At 54.7% G+C, this 15,735-nt stretch carries 19 protein-coding genes; 6 read left to right on the top strand and 13 right to left on the bottom strand.

Annotated features, from left to right (window positions below; all coding sequences use genetic code 11):
• Nucleotides 1-107: 107 nt before the first annotated feature.
• Genes KCR01S_RS11100 through KCR01S_RS11090 form a run of 3 tightly spaced genes read left to right on the top strand, consistent with a single transcriptional unit; the run spans nucleotide 108 to nucleotide 1,812 of the window.
• Entirely contained in the window at nucleotides 108-707 is a 600-nt protein-coding gene (locus KCR01S_RS11100) for a cytochrome b/b6 domain-containing protein (RefSeq protein WP_061282809.1), read from the top strand.
• Between the two features lie 10 nt (nucleotides 708-717).
• Entirely contained in the window at nucleotides 718-1,488 is a 771-nt protein-coding gene (locus KCR01S_RS11095) for a molybdopterin-dependent oxidoreductase (protein WP_061282808.1), read from the top strand.
• Between the two features lie 30 nt (nucleotides 1,489-1,518).
• Complete coding sequence (locus tag KCR01S_RS11090) at nucleotides 1,519-1,812, top strand: pentapeptide MXKDX repeat protein (protein ID WP_061282807.1); 294 nt, start codon at nucleotides 1,519-1,521, stop codon at nucleotides 1,810-1,812.
• Between the two features lie 53 nt (nucleotides 1,813-1,865).
• Here KCR01S_RS11090 and rlmC read toward each other — a convergent pair whose 3' ends face one another.
• The 10 genes from rlmC to KCR01S_RS11040 all read right to left on the bottom strand — a co-directional run bounded on the left by rlmC (nucleotide 1,866) and on the right by KCR01S_RS11040 (nucleotide 10,794).
• Nucleotides 1,866-2,993, bottom strand: coding sequence for a 23S rRNA (uracil(747)-C(5))-methyltransferase RlmC (rlmC, locus tag KCR01S_RS11085; RefSeq protein WP_061282806.1), 1,128 nt, complete (start codon nucleotides 2,991-2,993; stop codon nucleotides 1,866-1,868).
• 42 nt (nucleotides 2,994-3,035) lie between these two features.
• Complete coding sequence (locus KCR01S_RS11080) at nucleotides 3,036-3,524, bottom strand: YbjO family protein (RefSeq protein ID WP_061282805.1); 489 nt, start codon at nucleotides 3,522-3,524, stop codon at nucleotides 3,036-3,038.
• A 60-nt stretch (nucleotides 3,525-3,584) separates the two neighbouring features.
• Nucleotides 3,585-4,430 carry a putrescine ABC transporter permease PotI gene (gene potI / locus KCR01S_RS11075; RefSeq protein WP_052284299.1) on the bottom strand — a complete coding sequence of 282 codons (846 nt, stop codon included), beginning with the start codon at nucleotides 4,428-4,430 and terminating at the stop codon, nucleotides 3,585-3,587.
• Complete coding sequence (gene potH, locus KCR01S_RS11070) at nucleotides 4,427-5,380, bottom strand: putrescine ABC transporter permease PotH (RefSeq protein ID WP_061282804.1); 954 nt, start codon at nucleotides 5,378-5,380, stop codon at nucleotides 4,427-4,429. The genes potI and potH overlap by 4 nt, the downstream gene beginning before the upstream one ends.
• Nucleotides 5,381-5,389: 9 nt before the next feature.
• A complete protein-coding gene (gene potG, locus KCR01S_RS11065) occupies nucleotides 5,390-6,523 on the bottom strand; it encodes a putrescine ABC transporter ATP-binding subunit PotG (protein ID WP_061282803.1) in 1,134 nt (377 codons plus the stop codon).
• Nucleotides 6,524-6,664: 141 nt separating this feature from the next.
• Nucleotides 6,665-7,777, bottom strand: coding sequence for a spermidine/putrescine ABC transporter substrate-binding protein PotF (gene potF, locus KCR01S_RS11060; RefSeq protein WP_061282802.1), 1,113 nt, complete (start codon nucleotides 7,775-7,777; stop codon nucleotides 6,665-6,667).
• A 405-nt stretch (nucleotides 7,778-8,182) separates the two neighbouring features.
• Complete coding sequence (locus KCR01S_RS11055; protein WP_061282801.1) at nucleotides 8,183-8,662, bottom strand: type III secretion system chaperone family protein; 480 nt, start codon at nucleotides 8,660-8,662, stop codon at nucleotides 8,183-8,185.
• A gap of 127 nt (nucleotides 8,663-8,789) precedes the next feature.
• The gene (gene rimK / locus KCR01S_RS11050; RefSeq protein WP_061282800.1) at nucleotides 8,790-9,692 is read right to left on the bottom strand and encodes a 30S ribosomal protein S6--L-glutamate ligase; all 903 of its coding nucleotides are present in this window, start codon (nucleotides 9,690-9,692) and stop codon (nucleotides 8,790-8,792) included.
• Nucleotides 9,693-9,809: 117 nt separating this feature from the next.
• Nucleotides 9,810-10,532 (bottom strand): oxygen-insensitive NADPH nitroreductase, encoded by a 723-nt coding sequence (gene nfsA / locus KCR01S_RS11045; RefSeq protein ID WP_061282799.1) that lies wholly within the window; start codon nucleotides 10,530-10,532, stop codon nucleotides 9,810-9,812.
• Nucleotides 10,516-10,794, bottom strand: coding sequence for a YbjC family protein (locus KCR01S_RS11040; RefSeq protein ID WP_061282798.1), 279 nt, complete (start codon nucleotides 10,792-10,794; stop codon nucleotides 10,516-10,518). Before KCR01S_RS11040 ends, nfsA begins: the two co-directional genes overlap by 17 nt.
• Nucleotides 10,795-11,002: 208 nt before the next feature.
• On the opposite strand from KCR01S_RS11040, the gene KCR01S_RS11035 reads away from it, so the two are divergent.
• Nucleotides 11,003-11,266 (top strand): GrxA family glutaredoxin, encoded by a 264-nt coding sequence (locus KCR01S_RS11035; RefSeq protein ID WP_052284291.1) that lies wholly within the window; start codon nucleotides 11,003-11,005, stop codon nucleotides 11,264-11,266.
• Between the two features lie 21 nt (nucleotides 11,267-11,287).
• Here KCR01S_RS11035 and KCR01S_RS11030 read toward each other — a convergent pair whose 3' ends face one another.
• Nucleotides 11,288-11,674 carry an inner membrane protein YbjM gene (locus KCR01S_RS11030; RefSeq protein WP_061282797.1) on the bottom strand — a complete coding sequence of 129 codons (387 nt, stop codon included), beginning with the start codon at nucleotides 11,672-11,674 and terminating at the stop codon, nucleotides 11,288-11,290.
• Nucleotides 11,675-11,949: 275 nt separating this feature from the next.
• Here KCR01S_RS11030 and KCR01S_RS11025 point away from each other — a divergent pair, with 275 nt between their 5' ends.
• Together KCR01S_RS11025 and KCR01S_RS25620 are read left to right on the top strand one after the other, a co-directional pair.
• Nucleotides 11,950-13,638: an aspartate:alanine antiporter gene (locus tag KCR01S_RS11025; RefSeq protein WP_061282796.1), complete on the top strand. Its 1,689-nt coding sequence runs from the start codon at nucleotides 11,950-11,952 to the stop codon at nucleotides 13,636-13,638.
• 349 nt (nucleotides 13,639-13,987) lie between these two features.
• Nucleotides 13,988-14,593 carry a GIY-YIG nuclease family protein gene (locus tag KCR01S_RS25620; RefSeq protein WP_061282795.1) on the top strand — a complete coding sequence of 202 codons (606 nt, stop codon included), beginning with the start codon at nucleotides 13,988-13,990 and terminating at the stop codon, nucleotides 14,591-14,593.
• Between the two features lie 88 nt (nucleotides 14,594-14,681).
• Here KCR01S_RS25620 and KCR01S_RS11015 read toward each other — a convergent pair whose 3' ends face one another.
• Nucleotides 14,682-15,068: a GFA family protein gene (locus KCR01S_RS11015; protein ID WP_061282794.1), complete on the bottom strand. Its 387-nt coding sequence runs from the start codon at nucleotides 15,066-15,068 to the stop codon at nucleotides 14,682-14,684.
• Nucleotides 15,069-15,110: 42 nt separating this feature from the next.
• Nucleotides 15,111-15,659, bottom strand: a complete 549-nt coding sequence (locus KCR01S_RS11010; protein ID WP_061282793.1) for a TetR/AcrR family transcriptional regulator — start codon at nucleotides 15,657-15,659, stop codon at nucleotides 15,111-15,113.
• Nucleotides 15,660-15,735 lie beyond the last annotated feature (76 nt).

The raw sequence follows: 15,735 nt of genomic DNA, 5'->3' as shown, positions 1-15,735 counted from the left end.
AACGCAGGCGGGCGCGGCAAGTTATCACATTTTATTTAAACTTCCGTGAGGATCTGGTGATCAGAAACCGCGCATGCTGTGGACATGTCATTCACGGAGAGCCGGCCATGTCCGCATCGCATCCTGCAAACATTCACCCATTGTGGCTGCGCTGCTGCCACTGGGTAAACGCTATCGCCATTGCCGGCATGCTGTTTAGCGGCTGGCGCATCTACAACGCCTCCCCGCTGTTTGATTTTACCTTTCCGGCCAGCCTCACGCTCGGCGGCTGGCTCGGCGGCGCGTTGCAGTGGCATTTCGCCATGATGTGGGTGCTGGGAATCAATGCGGTGGTGTATTTGACGCTCGGCATCATCACCGGGCGTTTTCGCCACAAATTCTTGCCGCTTTCACCCCGCGAGATTGTCGATGACCTGCGCCAGGCGCTACGCGGCAAGCTCCAGCATGCCGACCTGAGCCACTACAACGCGGTGCAAAAGCTGGCTTATTTAGGCGTGATTTTGCTGGGTATCGGTCTGGTGCTGTCGGGCCTGGTACTGTGGAAATCCGTGCAGTTTCCGCTGCTGCGTGACCTGCTCGGTGGTTATGAGGCCGCCCGCTATATCCATTTCTTCTGTATGAGCGCGATGGGCCTGTTCGTGGTGATTCACCTGCTGATGGTGCTACTGGTGCCGCGAACTTTACTCGCCATGCTGCGTGGACGCTAAGGATAACAAAATGAAAAAACCGACCTTTCTTTCCGCCAGCGATTCACATTATTTGGTTAAGGACGCAGAAAAGTTGCTGAGCCCAGACCGCCGTCGCCTGTTGCGCCAGGGTCTGACGCTCGGCGGCATCATGATGCTCACCGGTTGTGATATCAGCGATAACGAAAGCGTAGAGACGGCGCTGTCCCGCATGTCTCGCTTTAACGATCGCGTGCAGGGATTCCTGTTTAGCGACCGCGATCTGGCACCGGAATACAGTGAGTCACAGATCACGCGCCCCTTCCCGTTTAACGCCTTCTATGGCCCAGAAGATATCCCGAAAGTGGATGGACGTGATTACCAACTGGAGATCCGCGGCCTGGTACAGACAACCAAAAGCTGGAGCTTAACCGAGCTTTATCACATGCAGCAGGTCAGCCAAATCACCCGCCATATCTGCGTCGAGGGCTGGAGCGCTATCGGCAAATGGGGCGGCGTGCCTTTCCGCGAGTTTCTGCAGCTGATTGGCGCTGACCGTCGCGCCAGATACGTCAGCTTCCGCTGCGCGGATGACTACTACACCAGCATCGATATGGCCACCGCGCTCCATCCCCAGACGCTGCTGGCCTTAACCTGGGATAACCGCATTCTGCCCCCTGAGTACGGTTATCCGATGAAAATCCGTATTCCGACCAAGCTCGGATACAAAAACCCGAAGCACGTTTTATCTATCGAAATCACCAATCGTTTCCCAGGCGGTTACTGGGAAGACCAGGGATACAACTGGTTTGGTGGAAGTTAATCCCTAACGCAAAAATGATGAGGAAATACCATGAAAAAGATGATGATTGCCGCTGCTGCTCTGTCCGCCCTGTTTATGGTGAACGTTCAGGCCGCCGACAGCATGAGCAAAGATGCGATGCATAAAGACGGTATGGAAATGTCTCACGACGGCATGGCCAAAGATGGCATGGCGAAACCGCATGACAAAATGTGTAAGGACGGCATGTGTAAAGAGGGAATGGCTAAAGACGGTATGCACAAAGACGGCATGAAAAAGGACAAGATGGGAAAAATGGATAACATGGCGAAAGATGGCATGAAAAAAGAGGCGATGAGTCAGTAAGCCCTACGGTGATAACCCGGCGGCCTGCGGCTTGCCGGGCTGTCATCACCGCGTTAGATACGCACTAACAGCGTCAACACTTCATAATGCGCGGTGTGCGGGAACATATCGAACAACTGTACCCGCTCCACGCGGTAGCCCGTCAAATGGGCAAAATCCTTCGCCATGGTCTGCGCATTACAACTGGAGTAAACAATATACTCCGGCGCCATCTCGCTAAGATAATCACACAGCGCTTTGCCAATCCCGCGACGAGGCGGGTTGACCAGCACCAGTTGCGGCACTTCCCCCTGCGCGGTGGCAAACTGTGTCGAATCCAGCGCCTGGAACTGTAATTTATCCAGCCCCAGCTGCGCCGCCGACTGTTTGGCGCAGGCAATGGCCTCAGGGGCAATTTCAATCCCGGTCAGCATCATCTCCGGCGTGGCGCAGTGCAGGCCAAAGCCGCCCACGCCGCAAAACAGATCCCACATATGATTGACCGGCAGCGCCCTTACCCAATCACGCGCCGTCGCATACAGCGCGCTGGCCACGGTCGGGTTGGTCTGGAAAAAGCTTTGCGGACGGATCCACAGCGGCACGCCGTTAAAGGTTTCCGCCAGCGCCTGCTGCTCGGTGAAGAAGATCTCCTCCTCGCCTTCCATTATCGCCATATGCACCGGCTGAATATTCGCGGTGATCACTTTTAGCTGCGGTAGCTGAGCCTGCAGCCACGGCAGCGCCGCGCGCAGTTGCGCCAGCTTGTCCTGCGAGCGCAGCACGAAGCGCAGCATCATACCGCCGTCCAGTTGGCTTTCGGTTAACAGCAGATACTTCAGTTCGCCGCGCTTGCGCGCCACGTTATACGGCGTCAGCCCGGCGCGGGCGATAAAGGGCTTCAGAACGGCGAATACCGGCGCAAAGCTGTCGGGATAGAGCGGGCAGTCGGTCAGGTCTTCCGGCGTGCCGTCGCGGTGCAGCATGCCGAACAGCGGCTTTTCTACGCTACCGCTAACCACCATTTTAGCTTTATTGCGAAAGCCCTGTTCCGGGCCGCAGACGGGTGCGCACCAGTCGCCAACGGCAAAATCCGCCAGCAGCGTCTGGAGATCGGCCATTTTGGCCGCAAGTTGTTCGCTAATCGGTCGCTCAATCCACTGACATGAACGACAACGATCGGCATCATAAAGTGCGCACTGCATACAAAGACCTTCACAAAAACGGGGGCGTGGATTGTATCACCGTTATTGTAAGCGGAAAAATCGCCGCGAGGCTGAGGGAACAAATAGCAGGAATAAAACCAGCAGATCCGGCATCTTTTGCATGACCAGCGAACGGAAAATCTCCCGTTTTGACTCCCCGGCAATACTGAACAGCTCAGGGTAACCGTAGCCGAGCGAGGCGGCCCACAGGTAGCTGGCGGCAATCACCTGGGTGAGCAAGTAAACCCAGCGCGCCCAGTTTCGCCCTTTCACCAGCGAAAACGCACAGCCAATCTCGACAAAGACCAGCATCAGGCTACTCAGAAAGACCAGCGTCAACGTCCAGGTCTGGACGCTGCGATGGATAAAATCAACCATTCCGGCAAACCCGAGCAGGTTGAATATCATCAACAGATCGAGGCAGCGGATTAAAATAATCGCGAGCGCGGCCACCTGCACAATAGCAGGAACATTCAAACGGGCATGCGACCGACGAGTTCGAGTAAACAGTTCCAATGTGATGCCTTCCATGAAAACGATGCCGCGAACGTTCGCGGCATCGACTGCATATCCGTATCGATTTTAAGTGGATTATCCGCGTCTTGCACGCTGGATATCGCGCACCCGTTGTTTTTCTGCGCGCGCCATCAGATACCAGGCGATTAATCCGACAATTCCGACGACGCCTAAAATCAGCGACGCCAGAGCATTGATCTCTGGATTGACCCCCATCCGCACGCTGGAGAACACCAGCATCGGTAACGTCGTGGCTCCCGGACCGGAGACAAAGCTGGCAATCACCAGATCATCAAGCGACAGCGTAAAGGCCAGCAGCCAGCCGGAGATCACCGCCGGCATAATCATCGGCAGCGTGATGATGAAAAACACCTTCAGCGGCGTCGCGCCCAAATCCATCGCCGCCTCTTCAATCGAGTGATCAATTTCGCGCAGCCGCGAAGAGATAACCACCGCAACATAGGCGGTACAGAAGGTCACGTGCGCCAGCCAGATAGTCAGCATGCCACGATCCGCCGGCCAGCCGATGGCGTGCGCCAGAGCGACGAACAGCAGCAGCAGCGACAGCCCGGTGATCACATCCGGCATAACCAACGGCGCGGTGATCATAAAGGCAAAGCCATTGGACCCGCGGAAGCGGCCAAAGCGCACCATCACCATCGCCGCGATGGTGCCCAGGATCGCCGCCATCGTTGCCGCCGCAGCGGCAATGGTCAGACTCAGCCCCACCGCGCTCATCATCGCGTCATCGCGGAACAGTTCACCGTACCAGCGCGTCGACCAGCCCGCCCACACGGTCACCAGCTTCGAGCTGTTAAATGAATAGATAACCAACATCAGCATTGGGGCGTAGAGGAACGTAAACCCTATCACCAGAATCAGGATGCGCCACGGCGAGCGCACAACCGGTAAGTTATTCATCCGTGATCCCCCATCTGTTTTTGCTGATATTTGTGGAACCACATGATCGGCACGATCAACAGCAATAGCATGACGATCGCCACCGCCGAAGCCACCGGCCAATCGCGGTTGTTGAAGAATTCCTGCCACAGCACGCGGCCAATCATGATGCTATCCGGCCCACCCAGCAGTTCCGGGATCACAAACTCCCCTACCGCCGGGATAAACACCAGCATCGAGCCGGCAATAATGCCGCCTTTGGTGAGCGGCACAATCACGCTGAAGAAGGTTTTCAGCGGGCGCGCGCCAAGATCCAGCGAGGCTTCAACCAGCGAATAATCAATGCGGGTCAGCGCAGTATAGATTGGCAACACCATAAACGGCAGATAGGCGTAAACGATACCGATATACACCGCAAGGTTGGTGTGCAGAATGGTCAGCGGCTGGTCGATAACGCCGAGCCACATCAGGAAATTATTCAGCACGCCGTTGTTTTTCAGAATCCCCATCCAGGCGTAGACGCGAATCAAAAATGAGGTCCACGACGGCAGGATCACCAGCAGCAGCAGGATATTGCGGGTCGACGGTTTACTGTGCGCCACCGCCCAGGCCAGCGGATAGCCAAGCAACAAACAGCAGATCGTTGAGATCCCCGCCACCTGAAGCGACTGGAGATAGGCTTCAAAGTAGAGCGGATCGTCGGTCAGCTGCAGGTAGTTGCCAAAGTTCAGCGTCAGGCTCAGCTGACCATCCGCCCACTCCATCAGATCGGTATACGGTGGAATGGCCCGCGCCATTTCAGCGAGGCTGATTTTAAAGACGATCAGAAACGGCAGCAAAAACAGTAAAATCAGCCAAATATATGGCATCGCAATGACCAGCTTGCGGCCATGTTTCATATTGATGCGCGCCAGCCATAGGGCTATCCCACCCGGCTTATGCGGGCGGGCCGGTGGTTCATAAATACTCATCGCCCCTCCTTAAACCGTCAGTACCACACAGCTATCGGCTTCCCAGCACAGACGCACTTCATCACCCCAGGTCGGCAACCCTTTCTGGTAGCGATGTTCGTTCTGTAGCTGAGCGCTGATCATCTGGCCGCTCTGCAGCCGCACGTGGTAGATAGAGAGATCGCCCAGGTAGGCGATGTGCACCACTTCACCGACGGCAAAGTTATAGCCATCGGCCGGCGGTTCGTCACAGAGCATGATTTTCTCCGGACGCAGCGCCACGTAGACCGGGACGTTGTCGACCACCGAAGCATCAGGATCCACCTTCAGCGGGTGCACCAGCCCCGGCGATTCAATCACCAGGCCATCTTCCTGGCGCTCTTTTAACAGCCCTTCAAAGACGTTGACCGAGCCGATAAATTCGGCGCTGTAGCGGGTGGTTGGGTGCTCATAAATCTCTTCCGGTTCGCCAATCTGCACGAACTTACCGCGGTTCATAATGGCGATACGCCCCGCCATGGTCATGGCCTCTTCCTGGTCATGGGTCACCATCACGCAGGTCACGCCAACGCGCTCCAGAATGTCCACCACTTCCAGCTGCATACGATCGCGCAGCTTTTTATCCAGCGCACCCATCGGTTCATCCAGCAGCAAAAGCTTTGGCCGCTTGGCCAGGCTGCGCGCCAGCGCCACGCGCTGACGCTGGCCGCCGGAGAGCTGATGCGGTTTGCGTTTGGCGAACTCCTGCATATGCACCAGCGCCAGCATTTCATTCACGCGGGCAGTGATTTCGGCTTTTGGCAGTTTGTCCTGCTTGAGGCCAAAGGCAATATTCTGTTCGACGGTCATATGCGGGAAGAGCGCATACGACTGGAACATCATATTAATCGGGCGTAGATACGGTGGCACCTGCGCCAGGTCAACGCCGTCCAGCACAATTTGCCCGGCCGTTGGCTGTTCAAATCCCGCCAGCATACGCAGCAGGGTTGATTTTCCACAGCCGGAAGCGCCCAGCAGGGCAAAGATTTCGCCTTTATAAATGGTGAGGTTAACGTCATCGACCGCGTGCTGACCGTCAAACGATTTGGTCAGATTACGGATTTCCAGCAGCGGGGTGAGCGCTTTGCGAGTTTTCGCCTGTGGGCGGGGAATAGCGTCGTTCAATCTGGTGCTCTCCGGCAAAAAACAAATATCAATATGACCCGGTTGTCATATCAACCCCTGGCTACCGGCCGGGCGGCCGGTGTCCAGATTGGGGCAGTTGCACTGCCCCGGTGCATAATCATCACTTTTCAGGTGATTGAATTACTTCCCACTTTTCACTTTCGTCCATGCACGCGTTCTGACGCGGTCAATTTTTGGATCCTGGACTTTCAGCGTAAACAGTTTGGCGAAGACATCAGCCGGCGGATAAATCGCCGGGTTATCGCGAACTTCGGCGCTCACTAGCGGCGTAGAAGCCTTATTCCCGTTGGCGTAGAACACGTGGTCGCTGATATGCGCGATAACGTCTGGACGCATCAGGTAGTTAAGGAACTGATAGGCCTCATCTTTATTTTTGGCATCTGCCGGCATCGCGAAGACGTCGAAGAAGGCCAGCGCCCCCTCTTTTGGAATGAAGTAAGAAACGTTCACGCCGTTTTTCGCCTCTTTGGCGCGGTTAGCCGCCTGCCAGACGTCACCCGCCCAGCCGATGGCCACGCAGATATCGCCGTTCGCGAGATCGTTAATGTATTGCGAAGAGTGGAAGTAGCGGATATTCGGACGCAGCTTCAGCAGCAGATCGGTCGCCGGACCGCTGTAATCATCAGCCTTGGTGCTGTTCGGATCTTTGCCAAGGTAATTCAGCACGGTGGCAAAAATCTCTTCCGGTGCATCGAGGAATGAGACGCCGCAGCTTTTCAGCTTCTCGAGGTTCTCTGGTTTCATCACCAGATCCCAGCTGTTCAGCGGTACGTCTTTGCCCAACACGGCTTTCACTTTATCGACGTTATAGCCAATGCCGGTGGTCGCCCACAGATAAGGCAGCGCATATTTATTGTCCGGGTCGTGACGAGCCACCAGCTTCAGTACATCCGGATCGAGGTTTTTCCAGTTTGGCAGCTTGCTCTTATCCAGCGGCTGGAACACGCCTGCCGTCAGTTGGCGTTCAAGGAAGCTTGCGGACGGCACCACCAGGTCAAAGCCGGTGCTGCCGGCCATCAGTTTGCCTTCCAGCACCTCGTTGGAGTCGAATACGTCGTACACGACTTTAATCCCGGTCTCTTTTTCAAAGTTCGCCACGGTGTCCGGCGCGATATAGTCAGACCAGTTATAAACATGCAGCGTTTTTTGTTCTGCAGCGAGCACGCTTGCCGAGGCGGCCATCAGCGCACCCGTCACCAGACCTGTTAACCATTTTTTATTCAAGGCGGCCATATCTCTTATCCTTCTCGTCGCCCGTTAACAAACGGACTAAATATACGCAATTTAGAGTATGCAGAAATCATGCATATTATTTCGGACTATATGAAAGAGAAGAGACCGGGCTCCCCTGCAGTCATTGCTCGCAATACCGATGCAAGAATCTCGCCAACAATGATTATTGCTAGCAATACAGAGGGGGGCATCGATATGTCGAAAGAATAACTGTAGCCCGGGTCAGAGGCTATAGGGCAGTGTAAAAAACGCCTTTTATCAATTTTTTATGCAAGATCACTCTATCTGATAAGCCAAAAGCGGCAATCAGGTAGTGAAAGAATCTTTAAAGATAGGTTAAAAGCAGAATAAAAGAATGTGATATGCAGCCACTATGGCAGTGACTGCGCTATTTCGCCGGCTGGCTTAGTGAAGAAAATGGTATTGAATATCTTCCGGCGGCTGCTCGCTCTCTTCAGCCTTATACAGCAGGTCATGCGCCGAGGCCTCAAGAATCACCATGGAAACCTGTTCTTCACTTTGCTGCACAAATGAGGAGAACTGTTCGAAAGTCACCCCCACGGCTGCGGATAAAGACTGGCATACCACCAGTTTTGGCAGATTATCATCCTGCATATCGAGAAACGCTTTTACCGTCAGTGAACTGGCGTTAATCGCTGAGAGATCGGCACCCAGCGCCAGCAGCGCGGAAGGTTTTACCTCAGCCAACGCGGAAAACAGCACGACGTTATCGATGAGATCGATTTTGGCATCAAAAATGCCCTCAAAATTTTGCATGTGCGGCAGGTGCAGCGCCTGACAGGTGTCGCACTCAAAAAAGCTCATGCCCATTTCGTCGAGCCACTGACGTAACGTATCCAGACTCGGGACGACGAGAGAATCCATATTGCCTATGACCTCATGCAGTAAAATAACAACCCAGAAAAACAAACTACCGGGCGTAGGCCCGGTAAAAGTACGATTTTAGCGCACAGTCTACGCAAAAACGCCAGTGCATACCACGATAGACGTACTATCCGCCGATTTTCAGGCAAAAGCCTGGGCGCGCCTGGCGCTCGATCCACTCGATCATTTTGCCCGCAATATCGATTCCGGTGGTGGTTTCCACCCCTTCAAGACCGGGTGAAGCGTTCACTTCCATCACCAGCGGACCGCGGCTGGCACGCAAAATATCGACACCGGCAACATCAAGACCCAGCGTTTGTGCCGCTTTCACCGCAATTTCACGCTCGGCAGCGGTGATATCCGCGACCGTCGCGACACCGCCACGGTGCAGATTCGAGCGAAAATCGCCGTCTTTTGCCCGCCGCTCAATCGCCGCCACCACTTCATTACCCACCACCAGGCAGCGGATATCGCGACCTTTGGCTTCTTTGATGTACTCCTGAACCAGGATATGGGCATTCAGGCCACGAAACGCGTCCACGACGCTCTCCGCCGCCTGCCGGGTTTCCGCCAACACCACGCCGATCCCCTGCGTCCCTTCCACCAGTTTCACCACCAGCGGCGCGCCGCCCACCATATCAATAAGATCGCTGGTATCGTCCGGGGAGTGTGCAATACCGGTGACGGGGAGATCGATGCCCTGACGCGCCAGCAGTTGCAAAGATCGCAGCTTGTCGCGGGCGCGGGTAATGGCCACCGATTCGTTTAGCGGATAGCTTCCCAGCATTTCAAACTGGCGTAGCGCAGCCATGCCATAGTAGGTAATCGCCGATCCAATACGCGGGATCACCGCGTCGTAGTGCGGTAGCTGCTGCCCTTTATAATGAATAGACGACGCGGCAGGATTAATATTCATATAGCAAGAAAGCGGGTCGAGCACTTCAACAATATGCCCCCGACGCCTGGCTGCCTCACGCAGGCGCTTGCACGAATAGAGCGTTCCATCCCGGGACAAAATGGCAATTTTCACCCTTTACCTCTCCTGAAGACCTTAAAAAAGCCGACGTATGATACAGCGCCCACCGGGCCGGGTGCATGCGCCCGCACACAATTTCAGGCTTTAGCCCCGCCAATTATTCGTCATCTATCAGCGCGTTGCCCAACCCTGCTTATGCAGGTAATCGAGAATAAATGGTCGATTCTCTTTGATAAGCGTACGGCGAATATGGTCACTCCAGGTATCGCGACGAGCATTGGTGCTACGCGACAGATAATACTGCGCCAGCAGCTCGTCATAACGATCCAGCTCCGCCTTATCGAGCGGCTGATAGTGGTTTTCATGCACCAGCAGCGAAGCCGGCAGGCGCGGCTTGAGATCCGGCTGACTGGCCGGCCAGCCGAGGCACAGGCCAAACAGCGGCAGCACGTGTTTTGGTAAGCCGAGCAGATCCGTCACCTGCTGGATATTGTTACGCAGACCGCCGATGTACACGCCGCCAAGCCCCAGCGACTCCGCCGCGGTCAGCGCATTCTGCGCCATCAACGACGTATCGACCACGCCCAGTAGCAACTGTTCAGCCAGCCCCAACTGTGCATCCGGACAGATTTCCAGATGACGATGAAAATCGGCACAGAACACCCAAAACTCGGCCGCCTGCGCCACGTGGGCCTGCCCACCAGTCAGCTCAACCAGCTGCGCACGCGTCGATTTATCGGTGATGCGGATAATGGAAGTGCACTGCAAAAAGCTCGAACTGGACGTCGCCTGCGCGCTGGCAATAATCGCCTCGCGCTGCTCGTCGCTAATAGCTTCGTTGGTAAACTGGCGAATGGAGCGATGGTTAAGCAAAACCTCAATGGTCGGTGTCATCTTTTTTTTCCTTTTTGCGCGGCAGGTCAGAATTCATCAGCTGCGGGGCGACCGTACGGGCAATGCTCCAAAAAAGCACCGCTGCGGCGGGCAGCATTAGCGCAATACCCACGAAGATCATCACCACCGCCGCCAACTGGCTGGCAAAGGGGTCGGGCAGCGTGACGTACTGATTCAACGACAACCATGCCGCAGCCAGCACAACCATGCCGATGGCCTCCAGTATTAACACGCTTTTCGGGAGTGCTCCGAGCGAACGCATACGTTTCTCCGGTGAATCTGTACCGCAATTTGTTAGGCTATTGACGACGAGTATAACGGCAAGACCGCAAAAAATAATTAGCCAAACATAGCCTGAATGAATCGTAACAACAGGTAGAACCTTCTTTCCCCTTCTGCCTTAGCGCGGCATGATAAGCGCCATTCGCCGACAGGCACATTGATTAGTCCGCTCGTTTAAGGAGAGACATATGTTTACCGTTATTTTTGGTCGCCCTGGTTGCCCTTACTGTGTTCGTGCAAAAGAGCTGGCGGAAAAACTGACTCAGGAACGTGACGATTTTAACTACCGTTACGTCGATATTCATGCGGAAGGTATTACCAAAGCCGACCTGGAAAAAACGGTGGGTAAACCGGTTGAGACCGTGCCACAGATTTTTGTCGACCAGCAGCACATTGGTGGATGTACCGATTTTGAAGCCTGGGCGAAAGAAAACCTCGGCCTGTTTGCTTAATACTGATTGCAGCGCCCGCCTCTACAGCGGGCGTTTTCCTTCCCGGCGTTTATCGCCCAGCATTGAGCTGACGAATAGATAACACAACGCTCCCAGCGCGCACCAGAAGATAGCGCTGAATAACCACGCCAGTTCCTGCCACATTGAACGATCGCTGATAATGAAAACCCGGGCCAGCAGAAGGCACAGCGGTGCCGCCAGAATAGCACCCAGCAGCGGACGCAGCACCCGACGGCGCGAAGAAATAAAGCTTGAAACGACGCCCGGAATCAGGAAAAACAGCAGACCCAGCTCAGGGGTTCCCGATGTGCGAAAAGCGCCCTTCACTTGCAGAAGAAGTGAACAAAAAACCACAATAAATAATATGAAGCAGCAAATAACACCAGCCCAACCGCGTTCAGTTTTCACACGCATCTCCTGAAAAATCTCTCTATCGAAATCCAGACTTCGTCCTTTCGGACGCCCAGTCAGATAAAGTCATTGGCTTTCCATGCCAAAACACTTCTGTGCTAAAAGCGATTGTTACTGGCAGTAGTAGCCAGGAACGATTAAACTATCGTCCGCTATTTTCTGGTTATTCTGCGGGTACAGGATAGCAGCACACATGCCATAGCCCTTGGTCAACAGTAGACCAAATAGCCATTCCTTTCAACACGTTACTGGTAAACAATAAGTTAGACTCCGTGAATATAAACGTCGCAGATTTGTTAAACGGGAATTACATCCTGTTATTATTCGTGGTATTAGCGCTGGGGCTTTGTCTCGGTAAATTACGCCTGGGCTCAATCCAACTTGGTAATTCCATTGGCGTTTTAGTGGTTTCTCTCTTATTAGGGCAACAACACTTCAGTATTAACACTGAGGCGCTTAACCTGGGCTTTATGCTGTTTATTTTTTGCGTAGGCGTAGAAGCGGGGCCAAACTTTTTTTCTATTTTCTTCCGCGACGGCAAGAATTATCTGATGCTCGGTCTGGTGATGGTCGGCAGCGCTCTGCTGATTGCCCTGGGACTCGGTAAGCTATTCGGCTGGGATATCGGTCTGACTGCGGGTTTGCTGGCAGGTTCGATGACGTCGACCCCGGTGCTGGTGGGTGCAGGCGATACGCTACGACACTCCGGCATGGAGGCCAGCCTGCTGGCGCAGGCGCAGGATCATCTGAGCCTCGGCTACGCCCTGACCTATCTGATTGGTCTGGTGAGCCTGATTGTCGCCGCGCGCTATATGCCTAAGTTCCAGCACCAGGATCTGCAGACCAGCGCCCAGCAAATCGCTCGCGAGCGCGGTCTGGATACCGATACCAATCGTAAAGTCTATCTGCCGGTGATCCGCGCCTACCGCGTGGGCCCGGAATTAGTCGCCTGGGCCGACGGTAAAAATCTGCGCGAGCTGGGCATCTATCGCCAGACAGGCTGCTATATCGAACGTATCCGTCGTAACGGCATTCTCGCTAACCCAGACGGCGATGCGGTGCTGCAAATGGGCGACGAAATTTCACTGGTCGGTTACCCGGACGCCCATGCGCGCCTTGACCCAAGTTTCCGTAACGGTAAAGAAGTCTTCGACCGCGACCTGCTGGATATGCGCATCGTCACCGAGGAGATTGTGGTCAAAAACCACAATGTCGTTGGCCGCCGTCTGGCGCAGCTCAAGCTGACCGACCACGGCTGCTTCCTGAACCGCGTGATCCGCAGCCAGATTGAGATGCCGATTGACGACAACATAGTGCTCAACAAAGGCGACGTACTGCAGGTGAGCGGCGATGCGCGCCGCGTGAAAACCGTCGCCGACCGCATCGGCTTCGTGTCTATTCACAGCCAGGTGACCGACCTGCTGGCCTTCTGCGCCTTCTTTATCGTAGGCCTGATGATCGGCATGATCACCTTCCAGTTCAGCAACTTCAATTTCGGCGTCGGCAACGCGGCCGGTCTGCTGTTTGCCGGTATCATGCTGGGCTTCCTGCGTGCCAACCACCCGACCTTCGGCTACATCCCACAGGGTGCGCTGAACATGGTGAAAGAATTTGGTCTGATGGTATTTATGGCCGGCGTCGGCCTGAGCGCCGGTAGCGGGATTGGCAACGGCCTCGGCGCGGTGGGCGGGCAAATGCTGGTTGCCGGATTGTTCGTCAGCCTGATCCCGGTCGTCATCTGCTTCCTGTTCGGGGCCTACATCCTGAGAATGAACCGCGCGCTGCTGTTCGGGGCGATTATGGGTGCTCGAACCTGTGCGCCGGCAATGGAAATCATCAGCGACACCGCACGCAGCAACATTCCTGCGCTCGGCTACGCGGGCACCTATGCTATTGCTAACGTATTGTTAACATTGGCCGGTACGCTGATTATCATCATCTGGCCAGGGCTCGGCGGCTAGCCCGAGCCAATGGGAAACAAAGAAAAGAAAAATATTTTTGCGCAACGCAGAACTTTTTGACCAAGCGCAAGTCTTAATTAGTGCCACTGCTTTTCTTTGATGTCCCCATTTTGTGGAGCCCATCAACCCCGCCATCTTTGGTTCAAGGTTGATGGGTTTTTTGTTGCCTGACGTTCATGGCGCTTCACATAGGTTCCTTCGGCCAGTCATCAGCCAGCCGTCATAACGCCGCCTCTTCCCGCTCAGTACAGCCCTTGGATCTGTCATTCATAACATCCATTTATTTGTGATCAAGCATTCCCACCTACTATCGAATAAAATCAAATAAAAGAGATAGTAAGGATTGAATATGTTCGCGTTTTACCCTGAAAAAACCTATAGCAGAGCAGAAGTAATGAGTAGGCCAACCCCCGTGCCTGCCACAAACGGTGTCTATTTCTGGTGGTTTAAAGACCTCCCCTCTTGCGTGCCAACCGAAGGCTGTATTGAGAAAGATGGCTACACTCTACTTTATGTCGGTATCTCACCCGATAAAAAGGGCAAACCCAGCAGTAAAGCTAATCTCAAAACACGTATCAAAACTCATTACAGCGGTAATGCTGAGGGTTCAACGCTTAGGCGAACGCTAGGAGTCTTACTTGCTGCGGAAAGCCATTTTCCGCTTCGCCGCGTTGGCTCCGGAACCAGAACCACCTTCACACATTCAGGAGAACAATGGCTGGATAGATGGATGGAACAAAACGCGAAAGTGCATTGGGTTGCACACGATGAACCCTGGGTTCTTGAAGAGAGTCTGATTGGCAGCATAGCATTGCCATTAAACATCCAGGGAAACACCCACGCCTTTAAGCCTTTACTTTCCGCGATGCGGAGTAAAGCCATGGCGGAGGCGAAACGGCTGGAGATTGCTGACGAGTCCGGTTACAGCAGACGATTAAAAAACCCGGTTGCTTAATAGTTTTTCAGCTTTCAGTGATGACTATTTAGCCTTAGATCACGACGCCGGGGTAATAGTCACAATCGTAAACCGTGCCACTATGCCCTCACTCCCCATCCGGCAAAACCTCACGCCACCACTGCGGTTTCATATCCTCGAAGGCATGAAAATCAGGCGCAAACGCGGCGCTCTGGTTTTGGTCAAACACGCCGCTCAGCAGCGCGATCACCGGGCCGTCGTCAATTGCGCCCAGCGAGCTGCCGCAGCGTGGGCAGAATGCGCGGCTGGAAACGTCAGAAGAGCGCCAAGTGGCAGGCCGCCCGCCCTCTCCCGTCCACTGGACATCGTCGGCGGCGAACTCGAGCCACACCACGGTCTGGCCGCCGGTATGTTTTTGGCAGATATCGCAAGAGCAGCTGTGGGCGTTGGTGGGATTCATGGCAGTGAAGGTGATGCGGCCGCACAGGCAGCCGCCGGATAATACTGTCGTCATCGCAAGGCCTCGGCAAAAGAGTTTGCCTAAGCGTATACGCTTTTAGCCATTCTCTCCCGCAATCCGCCCTACCATTTTTCGGATCTCCTCACGCGCGAGCGGCTGGCGGTCGGTTGCAAAGTGCAGCGTCATCCCCTCGATAAACGCATCGAGCGCGCGGGCGGTAGCCGGGTCGAACCACTGCTCCAGCGTTTGCTGGCTGCGGCGCATCCAGTTTTGCATCACCGCTTTTAGCGTTGGCGTACTGCTGGCGAGCGCATAAAGCTGATACATCAGCGTCATATTTTTCGGCGTGGTGACCTGGCTACTGAAAATCAGTTCCGCCACCGCATCGCAGGCGCCATCAACGGTAGTGACGCCGGTGAAGAATGCCGTGTACTCCTCCGACATTCGTGTCGTAAAGGTGGCAAAGGCTTCGCCCAGCAGGGCCTCAATGCCGTCGAAATAGTAGGTCATTGAGCCCAGCGGGACATCGGCACAGCTGGCGATTTTGCGGTGCGTCACCGCGCTAATGCCATGGACGGCGATGGTTTCCAGAGTCGCATCAATAATACGGGCGCGACGCAGCGGGTCATTCGGTCGACGAGCCATAACTCTCCTCTTTCAGGTTATGTACAAATGTACACAACCTTGTTAGTGTTGTCTGCACACTTTCCGACCCGACTCG

The sequence above is a fragment of the Kluyvera cryocrescens NBRC 102467 genome (assembly GCF_001571285.1).
Lineage (GTDB): Bacteria > Pseudomonadota > Gammaproteobacteria > Enterobacterales > Enterobacteriaceae > Kluyvera > Kluyvera cryocrescens.
The sequence above is the reverse complement of the archived record's forward strand: the minus strand, read 5'-3'. Positions and strand labels throughout refer to the sequence as shown.

Bases quoted from the DNA above. Each gene is read 5' to 3' on its own strand.
- KCR01S_RS11100 (WP_061282809.1), top strand. From the start codon at position 108: ATGTCCGCATCGCATCCTGCAAACATTCACCCATTGTGGCTGCGCTGC.
- KCR01S_RS11095 (WP_061282808.1), top strand. From the start codon at position 718: ATGAAAAAACCGACCTTTCTTTCCGCCAGCGATTCACATTATTTGGTT.
- KCR01S_RS11090 (WP_061282807.1), top strand. From the start codon at position 1,519: ATGAAAAAGATGATGATTGCCGCTGCTGCTCTGTCCGCCCTGTTTATG.
- rlmC (WP_061282806.1), bottom strand. From the start codon at position 2,993: ATGCAGTGCGCACTTTATGATGCCGATCGTTGTCGTTCATGTCAGTGG.
- KCR01S_RS11080 (WP_061282805.1), bottom strand. From the start codon at position 3,524: ATGGAAGGCATCACATTGGAACTGTTTACTCGAACTCGTCGGTCGCAT.
- potI (WP_052284299.1), bottom strand. From the start codon at position 4,430: ATGAATAACTTACCGGTTGTGCGCTCGCCGTGGCGCATCCTGATTCTG.
- potH (WP_061282804.1), bottom strand. From the start codon at position 5,380: ATGAGTATTTATGAACCACCGGCCCGCCCGCATAAGCCGGGTGGGATA.
- potF (WP_061282802.1), bottom strand. From the start codon at position 7,777: ATGGCCGCCTTGAATAAAAAATGGTTAACAGGTCTGGTGACGGGTGCG.
- KCR01S_RS11055 (WP_061282801.1), bottom strand. From the start codon at position 8,662: ATGGATTCTCTCGTCGTCCCGAGTCTGGATACGTTACGTCAGTGGCTC.
- nfsA (WP_061282799.1), bottom strand. From the start codon at position 10,532: ATGACACCGACCATTGAGGTTTTGCTTAACCATCGCTCCATTCGCCAG.
- KCR01S_RS11040 (WP_061282798.1), bottom strand. From the start codon at position 10,794: ATGCGTTCGCTCGGAGCACTCCCGAAAAGCGTGTTAATACTGGAGGCC.
- KCR01S_RS11035 (WP_052284291.1), top strand. From the start codon at position 11,003: ATGTTTACCGTTATTTTTGGTCGCCCTGGTTGCCCTTACTGTGTTCGT.
- KCR01S_RS25620 (WP_061282795.1), top strand. From the start codon at position 13,988: ATGTTCGCGTTTTACCCTGAAAAAACCTATAGCAGAGCAGAAGTAATG.
- KCR01S_RS11015 (WP_061282794.1), bottom strand. From the start codon at position 15,068: ATGACGACAGTATTATCCGGCGGCTGCCTGTGCGGCCGCATCACCTTC.
- KCR01S_RS11010 (WP_061282793.1), bottom strand. From the start codon at position 15,659: ATGGCTCGTCGACCGAATGACCCGCTGCGTCGCGCCCGTATTATTGAT.